Source organism: Stenotrophomonas sp. FW305-C-20-S1 (assembly GCF_058783335.1).
Genome location: NZ_JBYTEK010000039.1, coordinates 14,806 through 28,441, shown reverse-complemented (window position 1 = coordinate 28,441; position 13,636 = coordinate 14,806). Strand labels below are relative to the sequence as shown.

Below are 13,636 nucleotides of genomic sequence, written 5' to 3'. Positions count from 1 at the left end.
CGCCAACCAAGGTTGGCACCTACCAGAATCAGACCTGCCGGGGAGGCCGGCCAGCGGCCGGCACTACCGGAATCCCAACATTGGTAGCGCCGGGCCGCGCCCGGCGGGCAGGCAGTGCGAACCAACGGTTCGCACCCACCGGCCAGCGGCCGGCCCTACCAGAGTCGGTCAGGCGTACAGCGTCGGGTCGGGCACGCCGGCATCGGCGAAGCCCTGCGCGCGCAGGCGGCAGGCATCGCAATGCCCGCAGGCCGCGCCGCTGGCATCGGCGTTGTAGCAGGACACGGTCAGGCCGAAGTCCACGCCCAGTCGCACGCCTTCGCTGACGATCTGGCCCTTGCTGAGGAACTGCAGCGGCGCATGCACGGTGATGCCCGCGCCTTCCACGCCCGACTTGGTCGCCAGGTTGGCCAGCGCCTGGAAGGCGGCGATGAACTCGGGGCGGCAATCCGGGTAGCCGGAGTAGTCCACGGCGTTGACGCCGCAGAAGATGTCGTTGGCACCAAGCACTTCGGCCCAGCCCAGCGCCAGCGACAGCATGATGGTGTTGCGCGCCGGCACGTAGGTGACCGGGATGCCCTCGCCGCCCGCCTCGGGCACGTCGATGTCGTCGGTCAGCGCCGAGCCGCCGATACTGCGCAGGTCCACGTCCACGGTCTTGTGCACGATCACGCCCTGGGCCTTGGCCACGCGCGCGGCAGCATCCAGCTCGGAGGTGTGGCGCTGGCCGTAACGCACGCTGAGGGCATGCACGGCGAAGCCCTGTTCCTGGGCCATGGCGATGACGGCGGCTGAATCCATGCCGCCGGAGAGAAGCACGACTGCCTTCTTCATGGGTAAATCATCCGGTTGGGGGAGAAAGCCAGCACGCTGTCCCGCGCCGGAGCTACATCAGGAAACGCTGCGCCGGCTCATCGGCCCGGCTCGTCGTTCCACAGGATTTTATGCAACTGCATCTGGAAGCGCACCGGCAGCCGGTCTTCCACGATCCAGTCGGCCAGCTGGCGGGCAGTGATTTCGCCCTTGCTGGGTGAGAAGAACACCATCGTGCGCTGCACCAGCTGGTGTTCGGCGACCATGGCCTTGGCCCAGTCGTAGTCTTCGCGGTTGCAGATCACGAACTTGATCTGGTCACGCGTGGTCAGCAGCGGCAGGTTTTCCCAGCGGTTGCGCGCGACCTCGGCCGAGCCCGGGGTCTTGATGTCGACCACGCGCGACACGCGCGGATCGACGGCGCTGACGTCCAGCGCACCGGAGGTTTCCAGCGACACATCCAGGCCGGCGTCACACAGCTTCTGCAGCAGCACCAGGCAGCGCTTCTGCGCCAGCGGCTCGCCGCCGGTCACGCAGACGTGGCGCACGCCCTGCGCCTGCACGTGGGCCACGATATCGTCGATGTCCCACCAGGTGCCGCCGTGGAAGGCGTAGGCGGTGTCGCAGTACTGGCAACGCAGCGGGCAGCCGGTCAGGCGCACGAACACGGTCGGCCAACCGGCGGTATCGGCTTCGCCCTGCAGGGAGGTGAAGATCTCGGTGATCTTCAGGCGCGGCAGGGGCGACTGCACGATTTCGCTGGGCGTGGCGACGGCGGCGGACGGGGGAACGGCGGTCATGGCAGGGACTTCTTGATGGGACACGTGGCGGGTGGGCTACCGTGGCCGGTAACGAACGCAGCCGAGCATGGCTCGGCTCTACAACAGCAGCCGGTCGGGTATGGCCCGGCGGGTAATGCAAGCCGCCGGGCATGGCCCGGCGCTACCGGATCCGGACGGGTTTGCCGACCCGGAAACGAAAGCAGCCGAGCAAGGGCTCGGCGCTACGGGGAACACATTGTACGCCCGCTCAGCGGATCAGCGGATCTGATTGCCGAGGCGGATCGACTGCAGGCGGTCCTGCGCGGTACGCGCGGCATCCGAGCCCGGGTATTGCGCCACGACGGTCTCCAGCGTCTGCTGGGCCTGGTCGACCTTGCCCTCGCCGTACTGCGAGAGGCCGACCTTGAGCAGGCCGCCAGCGGCCTTGTCGTGGGTGGGATAGCGCGAGAGCAGTTCGCGGAACTGGGACTCGGCCATCGGGAAATTGCGGGTGGCGTAATAGCTTTCGCCCAGCCAGTACAAGGCATTGGGGGCGTAGACGCCGTTCGGGTACAGCTCCAGGAAGCTCAGGAACAGCTGCGCCGAATCATCGTACTTGCCCGCCTTCAATGCGTCGAAGGCCACGTTGTAGGACGTACGCTCGTCACCGGTGACGGCCAGGCTGCCCGGGTCACCATGGACGGAAGGCGGCCGCTCGGAAGTGGCCGCCGCTGCGGGTTTTGCCGGGGCTGCAGGAGCCTTCGGTGCGCTCGCCGGAACCGCAGGCAGGGCCGGGGCGGCAGAGCCCCCTTCCAACCGGTTCAGGCGGCTGTCCAGATCCAGGTACTGGTCCTGGGCGGTCTGCTTGAGCTGGGCGTTGTCGTGCTGGAGTTGCTCGATCGAGGCCTGCAGGCTGGTGACCTGCTGCCGCAGCTGATTGATCTGGTTCAACAGGTCCTGGTTGGCACTGTTGTTGTACATCTGCTGCTCGAGCGAACCGACGCGGTCGGCCAGGCTCTGACGTTGTGCATGCGCCGGTGCGGCAGCCACGAGGGCTGCCGCAACGACCAGCATCAGTTTGATGCCAAGGCGCATGGATTACTGCGCGGTGTAGACGATTTCGACGCGACGGTTCTGCGACCAGCAGGACTCGTTCGACTCGGTGCAGACCGGACGCTCTTCACCGTAGGAAACGACGGTCAGCTGCGAAGCCGAGCCACCGTTGGCCTGCAGTGCCGAGTTGACGCCGTTGCCACGACGCTCGCCCAGGGCCTGGTTGTACGCGCGCGAACCGCGCTCGTCGGTGTGGCCCTGCAGGGTGATGCGCGAGGACGGACGGTCACGCAGGTACTTGGCGTGGCAAGCCATGATGGCCTGGAATTCCGGCTTCACGTCTTCCTTGTCCAGGTCGAAGTAGACAACGCGCTGGCGCAGGCAGGCATCGGTGTCCAGGTCGCCCGGGCCGTACAGGCCGGAGGTGGACGGACCGGTCGGGGTGGTGGTCGAGGTGCCGGTATCGACCGGAGCCGGGACTTCTTCCTTGACCTTCTTCGAGCAACCGGCCAGGACGGCCACAGACAGCAGGGAAACAAGCAGAACGCGGGTGGACTTGTTCATGGCGATACCTTTGTGGCTCCTAAGCCGATGAGGGGTTCAATACAGAGAAAATATTAACACTCTTTTAGCGCTGGGTACGGTATGGGGACCATGCCGGCTCGCGCACATCACCGTCTGCCAGAACCAGGCGCTGGCGCACGCGCGCATCGGCCGAGACGGCGTACAGCACACCACGACCACCCTCACGGGCGGCATACAGCACCATGCTCGCGTTGGGCGCGAAGCTCGGCGATTCGTCCAGCGAACCCGGCGACAGCGTGCTCCAGCGGGGCGAACCCAGCGAGCTGTCCATCAGGGCGATCTTGTAGCTGTTGCCCGAACCCTGGGCGACGGCGATCTTCTTGCCGTCGTAGGACACCGAGGGCTTGGCGTTGTAGTTGCCCTGGAAGGTCACGCGCTCGGCGCTGCCACCACCGGCACCGACCTTGTAGACCTGCGGACGGCCGCCGCGGTCGGAGGTGAAGTACACCGCGCTGCCGTCCGGCGCCCAGGTCGGCTCGGTATCGATGGCGAAGTGGTTGGTCAGCTGGGTCAGCTGCTTGCTGCCCAGATCCATCACGTAGATTTCCGGGTTGCCCGAACGCGACAGGGTCAGGGCCAGCTTGCGGCCGTCCGGCGAGAAGGCCGGGGCGCTGTTGATGCCGCGGAAGCTGGTGACCAGCTCACGGGCGCCGGTGGAGATGTTCTGGATGTAGATGGCCGAATTGCCACGCTCGAAGCTGACGTAGGCCAGCTTGTTGCCATCCGGGCTCCACGACGGCGACAGCAGCGGCTCGGCCGAACGCACGATGGTCTGCGGGTTGAAGCCGTCCGAATCGGCCACCATCAGCGCGTAGCGCATGGCGTCGCCCTTGCCGCTGGCGGTCACGTAGGCGATGCGGGTCCAGAAGGCACCACGGACACCGGTGATCTTCTCGTAGATGGCGTCGGCCATCTGGTGGGCAACGTCGCGCATGGCATTGCCACGTGCGGTCATCGCCAGGCCCAACAGGCGCTCGCCCTTGGGCACGTCGAACAGTTCGTACTCGACGCGGTAGGCGCCGGCACCGGCGTCCATGACCCGGCCGACGACGATGTAGTTCTGCTTCAGCGCGCGCCAGGTGGCGAACTGGATGTCACCGCCACGGATCGGCTTTTCGACGATCTGCGCTTCGGGCAGCGTGCGGAACTGGCCCGAACGTTCGAGGTCGGCACGGACCACGCCGGCGACGTCGGTCTGCGGAGCACCGGCTGCACCCTGGTAGGGCATCGGCACGATGGTGATCGGGAGGGCGGAGGCATTGCCGCCGATGATGTCGATATCCAGCCCCTTCTGCTGCGCGACGGCAGCAAAGGGCAGCAACAGGGCCGCAAACACGGCAAGCCAGCGAGGCATCTTCTTCATGGAGCGCTCAAATAGGGGGAACCGGAACGAGGGATAACAAAACGGCAGTGAACCGCTTCGCAATCATGAACCAAGGGTACGTGAATTCCTGGTCAGTGCCAGCCGGGTCTCTCACATGCCGTTAACGTCGCGGCCACCTTTCGTGCGAATGACGCGTCCCAAGCATGGCGTGGACGGGCCCGCACGATCCAGAGCTAAAAGCGTCATTGGATGACGGGACAGCCCCAAAGGGCTGCCCTGCCCCGCGCCTCAGCGATCCTGGGCGGTGAACGTGAAGTTGATCGTGCGTGCGAATACCTGCTCGAAACCGCGGTACGGCAGCGGCTGGGCGTTGAGCACGGCGGCCTCGATCGAGCGCTTGCCGGCTTCATCGAACGGGCAGCCGGCGCTGACCGTGGCGCTGCGGACGGTACCGCCCGGCAACTGGTTGATGGTGATCTGGCAGCGTTGGCCCAGCGGCACGCTGTCCGGACGCACCCACTGCGCCAGCACCTTGGCCTGGATGGCCGCCGCGTACTTGGCAGACAGATCATCACTGCTGCCACCACCACCGGCAGCCGGCTGTGCGGCACCACTGGCACCGGCAGCGGCCGTGCCTGCGGCATTGCGAGCAGCAGCGACCTCGCGCAGCTTCCGCTCGGCCAGCTTGGCTTCCTTCTCGGCCTGCTCGCGGCGGGCACGGATGTCGGCGATCTTCTTCTGCTTCTCGGCCTCGGCCTTGTCAGCGGCCAGGCGCTCCTGCTCGGCCTGCTTCTTCTTGGCGTCCGCTTCCTGCTGCTTGGCCAGGCGCAGCTTCTGCTCGGCCTCTTCCTGGCGCTTGCGCTCGGTGAGGTCGATCTGCTCCTGGCGGCGCTTGGCTTCCTGCTCCTGCTTGGCCTTTTCCTGCGAGATGGCCAACGCGCTGACCGCGTCCTGGTCCTTGGTATCGGGCTGCGCCACGCGCTCCTGCGCCTGTTGCTGCTGCGGCGTCGGTGCGTCCTGCGGGCGCGGCTCTTCAATCGGCTGCGGCGGCGGGATGGTGTCTTCCGGCACAGGGATCGGTTCGGCCACCGGCGGCGGCAGGTCTTCCAGCTTTTCCGACTGGCGCAGGGCCTGGCGGGCGGCGGCGGCTTCGGACGCAGACAGCGCCAGGCTGGCCTCGACCGAGGGATCACCTGCGGCGGCATCGGTATTGCGCTGCGGTGACCACAGCCAGGCGCCGATGAAGATCAACGCGACCAGCAGGTGCACCAGCACGGCCAGCACCATCGGCTGGCCCCAGCCGGGTTCCTGCTTGTGCGGTGGCGGCAGGGCGTCAGCGTGCATCGGTGGCCAGGCCTACCTTGTCCACGTTGGCGCGCTTGATCACGTCCATCGCCGCGATGACCTTCTCATAGGCCACGGCACGGTCGGCGGCGACGATCACGCGCACTCCCTTGTCCTGCGCGGCGATGCCGGACAGGTGGCCCTGCAGTTCCTCGGCAGTGACGGCCGTGGGTTCCTTGGCGTCGGGCAGCTTCAGGCTGAGCTGGCCGTCCTGGCGCACCGAGACGATCACCGGGTCCTGCTTGCTTTCCAGCGCCTTGGCGTTGGAATTGGGCAGGTCGACATCGAAGCTCAGGGTGAGCAGTGGCGCGGTGACCATGAAGATGATCAACAGCACCAGCATGACGTCGATATAGGGAACGACGTTGATTTCCGATTTCAGCTTGCGGCGCTTGCGGCGACCGATGGCAGCGGACATGGCTTGGACTCCCGGGTCTGGCGCTTACTCGTCGCCAGCGCTCTGGCGCTGCAGGATCGAGCTGAACTCGTCGGCGAAGGTCTCGAAACGCACCGACATGCGCTCCACGCGGGTGGTGAAGCGGTTGTAGGCCCATACCGCCGGGATCGCCACGAACAGGCCGATGGCAGTGGCGAACAGGGCTTCGGAGATGCCCGGGGCGACGGCGGCAATACCGGCCTGGGCGCCGCTGCTGATCATGTCGTGCATGGTCACCATGATGCCGAACACGGTACCGACCAGGCCCACGTACGGGGCGGTCGAGCCGATGTTGGCCAGCAGTTCCAGGTTGCGCTCGAGCTGGTCGACTTCGCGGGTGTAGGTCGTGCGCATGGCGCGCTGGGCACCTTCCAGCTGGGCACGGCCATCCAGCCGGCGCTTGTCGCGCAGGCGGGTGTACTCGCGGAAACCGGCTTCGAAGATGGCTTCCAGGCCGCCGACATTGCGGCTGCGGTCGGTGGCCGAGCTGTACAGCTTGCCCAGGTCGGCACCGGACCAGAAGCGGTTCTCGAACTCGTCGGCTTCGCGGGTGGCCTGCTTGAAGATGCGGGCCTTGCGGAAAATGATCACCCAGCTGACGAACGAGCCGACCAGCAGCGCCAGCACGATGATCTTCACCGGCAAGCTGGCCTTGGCCATCAGTTCGAGGTAGTTGATGCCGCCGCCGGTGGTGGCCTGGGCAAGGGTCTGGGTCGCGGCATTGCTGACGTCAGCCGGCAAAGCCTCGGTGACCGTGGCCTGCAGGGCCAGGAGCGTTGCGATCATCCGTTGTTCCTCAAGAGTTCTGTTCGGATTCGGGGTGGAGGTGGGGTTGCAGCGCGGCAAGGACGGCATCGTCCATGCCACGCGGGCGGAAACTGGCCGCGTCCAGTGCGGCGATGCGGACCTGTGCGGACAGCAGCAGCTGGCCGTCGCGCAGGACCTGCTGGTCGAAGACCATGCTGGCCTTCTTCAGCTGGACCAGGGTGGCGCTTACCTGCAGCTGGTCATCCAGCCGTGCCGGCTTGATGAAATCCATCTGCATGGAGCGCACCGCGAAGACCATGCCGTGCTCGGACCGCATGCACTCCTGGCCGTAGCCCAGCGCGCGCATCCATTCGGTCCGGGCCCGTTCCATGAAGGCCACGTAGCGGGCGTGGTAGACCACCCCGCCAGCGTCGGTATCTTCCCAGTAAATGCGTGTCGGCCAACTGAATCGCGGTTCAACCGACATCGGGGACCTCGGCAAACAGGTCCTGCGGCGGGTTCTTCGGCTTCAGGCCCATGTGCCGGTAGGCCTTGTGGGTCGCCATGCGGCCACGCGCGGTGCGCACCAGGAAGCCCTGCTGGATCAGGTACGGCTCGACCACGTCTTCCAGCGTGCCACGCTCTTCGGACAGCGCCGCGGCGAGCGACTCGATGCCCACCGGGCCACCGTCGAAGTAATCGACCATGGTCTTCAGCAGCCGGCGGTCAAGCTCGTCGAAGCCTTCCGGGTCGACCTTGAGCATCTGCATTGCGGCCTGGGCCACGGTCTGGTCGATGTGGCCACCGGCCTTGACCTGCGCGTAATCGCGCACGCGGCGCAGCAGGCGGTTGGCGATACGCGGGGTGCCACGCGCGCGGCGCGCGATCTCCCCTGCCCCGTCGGCGGTGCAGTCGATGGCCAGGATCGCGGCCGAGCGGCGCACGATGCGGGTCAGTTCTTCGACGCTGTAGAACTCCAGGCGCTGGACGATGCCGAAGCGGTCGCGCAGCGGTGCGGTCAGCAGGCCGGCGCGGGTGGTGGCGCCGATCAGGGTGAACGGCGGCAGGTCGATCTTGATCGAGCGCGCCGCAGGGCCCTCGCCGATCATGATGTCGATCTGGAAATCTTCCATCGCCGGATACAGCACTTCTTCCACCACCGGCGACAGGCGATGGATCTCGTCGATGAACAGCACATCGTGCGGCTGCAGGTTGGTCAGCAGCGCGGCCAGATCGCCGGCCTTCTCGATCACCGGGCCGGAGGTCACGCGCAGGGCCACGCCCAGTTCGTTGGCGATGACGTGGCTGAGGGTGGTCTTGCCCAGGCCGGGGGGGCCGAAGATCAGGACATGGTCCAACGCATCGCCACGACCCTTGGCGGCCTGGATGTAGATCTCCATCTGCTCGCGCACCGGCACCTGGCCGAGATAGTCGGCAAGTCGCTTGGGTCGGATGCTGGCGTCGGCGGCGTCATCCTCGCGGGTGGCGCCGGCGGCGATGATGCGGTCGTCGGTCATGTGCTGATTATGCGGTAAAAGCGGGGAGATTCGGCCGGGCTGCGCCCGGCACCCGCAGAAGCAACTGCAACTTCAACTGCCGAAGCGACAGCAGAAGCAGGTTTCCTGAGGGATGGCGGGGTGGGTCCGGTTGCGGGGGACGCTGCAAGTACGTCCATGTAAGCTCGGTCGCGCCTTGCTCGTGTGCGCTGTCCTGCGCACACGGCAAGACCAGGGTTGGGCGTCCTGCCCAACCCGCCCGAGGCATGCCTCGGGCCCATGGCGCTCACGCCCCAGCCATCTGCCCCCTCCCCGCCTCCGACAATTTCCCGCGGCTGTTGGCGGGTGTCGATCCCCGCTACTGGTGGGTGTCGACCTTGGTGGACACGTAGATCCACGCCATGCGTGGATGCTCTTCAAATTCAATTCGAAATATTCGATTCCGATGGAGATTCATCCACGCATGGTGTGAATCCATCAGACACCGGACAACTGTCGAAGGCGGGGCGGTGTCGGATTGCGGGGCATCCGCGCCATGGATGGCGCGGCTGAGCCTACAGGGACGTACTTGCGGCGTCCCCGCACTCCGACACCGCCCCGCCAACCCACGGATAGCCCGCTTTTGACGTTGATGTTGACGTTGATCCGGCAGGTGCAGGGCGCAGCCCTGCCGAAACACACTTACCGCACTTGCTCCTGCTTGCGCACGATCGCCATCGCGATCTCCAGCGACTGCTCGTAGTTCAGACGCGGGTCGACGGTCGAACGATAGGCGCGTTCCAGGTCACGTTCGGTCAGTTCGCGCGCACCGCCGGTGCATTCGGTCACATCCTCACCGGTCAGCTCCAGATGCACGCCGCCCAGGCGGGTGCCTGCGGCCCCATGCAGGTCGAAGGACATCTCGACCTCGCCGCGCACGTTGTCGAAGCGCCGCGTCTTGAAGCCGTTGGCGGTGCTTTCGGTATTGCCGTGCATCGCATCGCACACCCACAGCACGCGACGACCATCGCGCTTGACCGCATCCAGCAACGGCGGCAGCTTCTGCGCGATCTGCGCCGCTCCCATGCGGTGAATGAAGCTCAGGCGGCCCGGCTCGTCATCCGGGTTGAGCACATCGATCAGGCGCAGCAACTGGTCCGGCGTCACCGACGGGCCCACCTTGATCGCGATCGGATTGCGCACGCCGCGCAGGTACTCCACGTGCGCGCCATCCAGCGCGGCGGTACGCATGCCGATCCACGGGTAGTGCGTGCTCAGGTTCAACCAGCCCTGCTGGCGCGGCACCTGCCGGGTCAACGCCTGCTCGTAGGGCAGCAGCAGCGCTTCGTGCGAGGTGTAGAAATCGATGCGGTTGAGGTTGTGCACGCGGGCCCCGGCCAGGGTCTCCATGAAGTGCACGGCATCACCGATCGAGGCCACCATCTTCTGGTACTCGGCGGCCAACGGCGAATGGCTCACCCATTCCAGGTTCCAGTATTCGGGATGGTGCAGATCGGCGAAGCCACCATCGATCAGCGCCCGCACGAAGTTCATCGTCATCGCCGAATGCGCGTGGGCCTGCAGCATCCGCTTCGGGTCGGGCAGACGAGCCGCCTCGGTGAAGGCCGGCGCATTGATCACGTCGCCGCGGTAGCTGGGCAGGGTCACACCGTCGCGGGTCTCGGTATCGGCCGAGCGCGGCTTGGCGTACTGGCCGGCAAAACGGCCGACGCGGATCACCGGCTGGCGCAGGCCGTGCACCAGCACCAGGCTCATCTGCAGCAGCACCTTCAACCGGTTGGAGATCGTGCCCGATTCGCAGTCGCTGAAATTCTCCGCGCAGTCGCCGCCCTGCAACAGGAAACGCTTGCCTTCCTGGGCGTCGGCCAGCTGCTGCTTCAGCGCCAGGATCTCCCACGAGGTCACCAGCGGCGGCAGCCGCTTCAGCTCGTGCAGCGCGGCATCCAGTGCCACCGGATCGGGATAGGTCGGCATCTGCAGCGCGGTCTTGCCCCGCCAGCTCTCCGGTGACCAGGCGGCGCCAGCAGCGATGGCGGCAGGATCGGGGGCGGGCGGAACGGCGGACAGGCTCATCACGGACATCCGGGGGTGGGGGGCGGTCATGGTCGCAGAGCCAGCCGCTGGCGCAAAGGGCCGGGCCCGGTCATGACTGCCTGAACGGTGTGGAAAGGGGCCGTGTGATCGGCCAGAAACGGCATGGTCGGCATCGCCGGACAGGCGCATGATCGGCTCGCAGTTGTTACGGAGTAACACTCCCTCATGGACCGGCCCCCTCCCCCTTCCCTGCCCATTTCCCATGAAGCCCTCCCTGCTCACCACCGCCATCACCTTCGCCCTGATCCTCACCAGCCAACCCGTGCTTGCCGCCGACACTGATGCCAGCGCGGCTGCGGTCAAGGACCTCGACGTAGTCACCGTCAGTGCTCAGCTCGACCAGGCCCGCAACGCCCTGTCACCGGACATCGGCAGCAGTCAGTACCAGATCACCGCCGAGGACATCCAGAAGCAGCCGCTGGGCGCCTCCGCCCCGCTCAGCCAGGTGCTGCTGCAGGCCCCGGGCGTGGTCCAGGACTCCTACGGCGGCGTGCACGTGCGCGGCGACCACGCCAACCTGCAGTACCGCATCAACGGCGTACTGCTGCCCGAATCGATCTCCGGCTTCGGCCAGACCCTGGATGCCCGCACCATCAAGAGCATCCGCCTGATGGACGGCGCCCTGCCGGCGCAGTTCGGTGAACGCACCGCCGCGGTGGTCGATATCACCACCCGCAGTGGCGCCGAGCTGGGCAACGGCGGCAGCGCTGGCATCACCGCCGGTTCGTTCGGCAAGGTCAACCCGAACGCCTCCTGGTGGGGCAACCAGGGCCGCTGGAGCTGGTTCCTGACCGGCAACTACGACCAGAACGAGGTCGGGCTGGAGAACCCCACCAGCGCACGCAGGCCGCTGCATGACGACACCCACCAGGGGAAGGCCTTTGCCGACCTGACCTATCTGGTCAACGACAGCACCCGCCTGAGCGTGTTCGCCGGCTTTGCCAACAACCGCTTCCAGATCCCGGTCAACCCGGGGCAGACCCCGCAGTTCGGCTACCTGGACACCACCACCTTCGATTCCAGCCAGCTGGACGAAACCCAGCACGAGACCACCCGCTTCGGCATGCTGGTGCTGCAGGGCACGCTCGGCCAGACCGCGTACCAGCTCTCGGCCGGCCAGCGCTACAGTGATGTGGCCTTCAACCCGGACGTCGTGGGCGACCTGGTGTTCAGCGGCGTCGCCTCGCAGGTCCGGCGCAGCAACCGCGCCAACACCCTGCAGGCCGATTTCTCCACCCCCCTGGGCGATAACCACACCCTGCGTTATGGCCTGTATGGCAACTACGAACACGCCGCCGCCAACAACAGCAGCTGGGTCTTCCCGGTCGACGCCGATGGGCGGCAGACGAGCACCACGCCGCAGCTGATCCCGGACCGCAATGCCTTCCACGCCAGCACCGCAGCCTTGTACGTGCAGGACGAGTGGCGGATCGGCGATGACTGGACCGTCAATTACGGCCTGCGCGGCGACCGCTTCAAGGCCTTCGGTCACACCGAGGGCCAGCTCAGCCCACGCCTGGGCGTGGTCTGGAACGCCAGCGACAGCACCACCGTGCACGCCGGCTATTCGCGCTACTTCACCCCGCCCGCCAGCGAACTGGTTGCCGGCAGCGATCTTGCCCTGTTCGATGGCACCAGCAACCAGCAACCCGCCGATGGCAGCAACACGCCGTTGTCCGAGCGCAGTGACTACTACGATATCGGCGTGTCACAGCAGGTCGGCGACCACCTCACCCTCGGCCTGGATGCCTACGACCGACGCGTGCACCGCCTGCAGGACGAAGGCCAGTTCGGCGCCGCCTACATCTATTCCACCTTCAACTATCGCCGCGGCCACATCCACGGTCTGGAGTTCAGCGCCGACTACAGCAACGGGCCGATCAGCGCGTACTTCAACGCGGCCTACAACAAGGCCATGGGCACCCAGGTCATCACCAGCCAGTACAACCTCGATCCGGATGCACTGGCCTACGTGCAACAGAACTGGATCCATCTGGACCACGACCAGAAGCTGACGTCTTCCGGCGGCGTCAGCTATGCGTTCGCTGGCCACAATCGGGTCGGTGCGAACTACGTGTACGGCAGCGGCCTGCGTTCGGACATCGAGGGCGTGCCCAATGGCGGCGAATTACCGTCGTACCTGCAGGTCAATCTCAGCGCCGCGCATGACTTCAACGCCGACAGCGGTCATCCGCTGCATGTGCAACTGGCGGTGATCAACGCGCTGGATCGCAGCTACCAGCTGCGCGATGGCGGCGGCATCGGCGTGTTCGCACCGCAATGGGGACCACGTCGCGGCGCCTATCTGAGCCTGCAGCAGGATTTTTGAGGTAGCGCCGACTGCCGGCCAGCGGCCGGCACTACCGGAAAACAGTAGAGCCACGCCATGCGTGGCTCCGGACTGGCTCAGTGCTTGACCTTGCGCAGCGACACCACCAGCGCCCACAGCGCCAGCAGCACGAACCACACGCCCGACCACATCGGCATGGTCAGACCAAGGAACGTCCAGTCGATGTTGCCGCAGTTGCCGGTGCCGGTCAGCACGGTGCGGAACACTTCCAGCGGCCCCATGGTCTCGCGCAGGAAGGCCAGCGGCGGGCCACACGTCGCCCCCATTTCCGGCGGCAGCATCTGCACGTAGACATGGCGTGCGGCGATGCCCACGCCCACGGCGGCAGCGATGAACGCGAGGATGCCGTAGGTCGCCCGCCCCGGACGGTTGGACGGCCCATGCAGGGCGCCGATCAGGAACAGCAGGCCCAGGGCCGCGAACGCCAGGCGCTGGAAGATGCACAGCGGACACGGTTCCAGCCCCATCTTCAGCTGCAGGAAAATCGCGTAGCCCAGCAGGCCCGCGCAGATCAGGAAGCCCAACAGGAACTGGGCGCGGAAAGGCCAGCGCAGAGGATTCATCGGCAACGCTCGTGTAGTACGGACCGCAAGCGTAACCGAGAGTGCGCGCCGTTCGAACCGCCACAACGTC

13 protein-coding genes are annotated in these 13,636 nt (G+C 66.4%); 1 reads left to right on the top strand and 12 read right to left on the bottom strand.

The window, feature by feature from the left end:
• Positions 1–168: 168 nt before the first annotated feature.
• The 11 genes from queC to AC3WTC_RS17235 all read right to left on the bottom strand — a co-directional run bounded on the left by queC (position 169) and on the right by AC3WTC_RS17235 (position 10,632).
• Complete coding sequence (queC, locus tag AC3WTC_RS17285) at positions 169–834, bottom strand: 7-cyano-7-deazaguanine synthase QueC (protein ID WP_025874665.1); 666 nt, start codon at positions 832–834, stop codon at positions 169–171.
• Between the two features lie 77 nt (positions 835–911).
• Positions 912–1,613: a 7-carboxy-7-deazaguanine synthase QueE gene (gene queE / locus AC3WTC_RS17280; protein ID WP_025874666.1), complete on the bottom strand. Its 702-nt coding sequence runs from the start codon at positions 1,611–1,613 to the stop codon at positions 912–914.
• 237 nt (positions 1,614–1,850) lie between these two features.
• Complete coding sequence (gene ybgF, locus AC3WTC_RS17275) at positions 1,851–2,669, bottom strand: tol-pal system protein YbgF (RefSeq protein WP_025874667.1); 819 nt, start codon at positions 2,667–2,669, stop codon at positions 1,851–1,853.
• Positions 2,670–2,672: 3 nt separating this feature from the next.
• Positions 2,673–3,191: a peptidoglycan-associated lipoprotein Pal gene (gene pal, locus AC3WTC_RS17270; RefSeq protein WP_014038219.1), complete on the bottom strand. Its 519-nt coding sequence runs from the start codon at positions 3,189–3,191 to the stop codon at positions 2,673–2,675.
• Between the two features lie 64 nt (positions 3,192–3,255).
• Positions 3,256–4,575 (bottom strand): Tol-Pal system beta propeller repeat protein TolB, encoded by a 1,320-nt coding sequence (gene tolB / locus AC3WTC_RS17265; protein WP_025874669.1) that lies wholly within the window; start codon positions 4,573–4,575, stop codon positions 3,256–3,258.
• A 249-nt stretch (positions 4,576–4,824) separates the two neighbouring features.
• Positions 4,825–5,880 (bottom strand): cell envelope integrity protein TolA, encoded by a 1,056-nt coding sequence (gene tolA, locus AC3WTC_RS17260; RefSeq protein ID WP_080150524.1) that lies wholly within the window; start codon positions 5,878–5,880, stop codon positions 4,825–4,827.
• Entirely contained in the window at positions 5,870–6,298 is a 429-nt protein-coding gene (gene tolR, locus AC3WTC_RS17255) for a protein TolR (protein ID WP_025874671.1), read from the bottom strand. The genes tolA and tolR overlap by 11 nt, the downstream gene beginning before the upstream one ends.
• Positions 6,299–6,322: 24 nt before the next feature.
• Complete coding sequence (gene tolQ / locus AC3WTC_RS17250) at positions 6,323–7,102, bottom strand: protein TolQ (protein WP_025874672.1); 780 nt, start codon at positions 7,100–7,102, stop codon at positions 6,323–6,325.
• Positions 7,103–7,112: 10 nt separating this feature from the next.
• Positions 7,113–7,550, bottom strand: coding sequence for a tol-pal system-associated acyl-CoA thioesterase (gene ybgC / locus AC3WTC_RS17245; protein WP_492712060.1), 438 nt, complete (start codon positions 7,548–7,550; stop codon positions 7,113–7,115).
• Entirely contained in the window at positions 7,540–8,580 is a 1,041-nt protein-coding gene (gene ruvB / locus AC3WTC_RS17240) for a Holliday junction branch migration DNA helicase RuvB (protein ID WP_025874674.1), read from the bottom strand. The genes ybgC and ruvB overlap by 11 nt, the downstream gene beginning before the upstream one ends.
• Before the next feature lie 660 nt (positions 8,581–9,240).
• Positions 9,241–10,632 (bottom strand): class II 3-deoxy-7-phosphoheptulonate synthase, encoded by a 1,392-nt coding sequence (locus AC3WTC_RS17235; RefSeq protein WP_492712059.1) that lies wholly within the window; start codon positions 10,630–10,632, stop codon positions 9,241–9,243.
• Positions 10,633–10,855: 223 nt separating this feature from the next.
• On the opposite strand from AC3WTC_RS17235, the gene AC3WTC_RS17230 reads away from it, so the two are divergent.
• Positions 10,856–12,982 carry a TonB-dependent receptor gene (locus AC3WTC_RS17230; RefSeq protein WP_080149956.1) on the top strand — a complete coding sequence of 709 codons (2,127 nt, stop codon included), beginning with the start codon at positions 10,856–10,858 and terminating at the stop codon, positions 12,980–12,982.
• A gap of 77 nt (positions 12,983–13,059) precedes the next feature.
• On the opposite strand, the gene AC3WTC_RS17225 is transcribed toward AC3WTC_RS17230, so the two are convergent.
• Complete coding sequence (locus tag AC3WTC_RS17225) at positions 13,060–13,566, bottom strand: disulfide bond formation protein B (RefSeq protein ID WP_025879322.1); 507 nt, start codon at positions 13,564–13,566, stop codon at positions 13,060–13,062.
• Between the last annotated feature and the right edge of the window lie 70 nt (positions 13,567–13,636).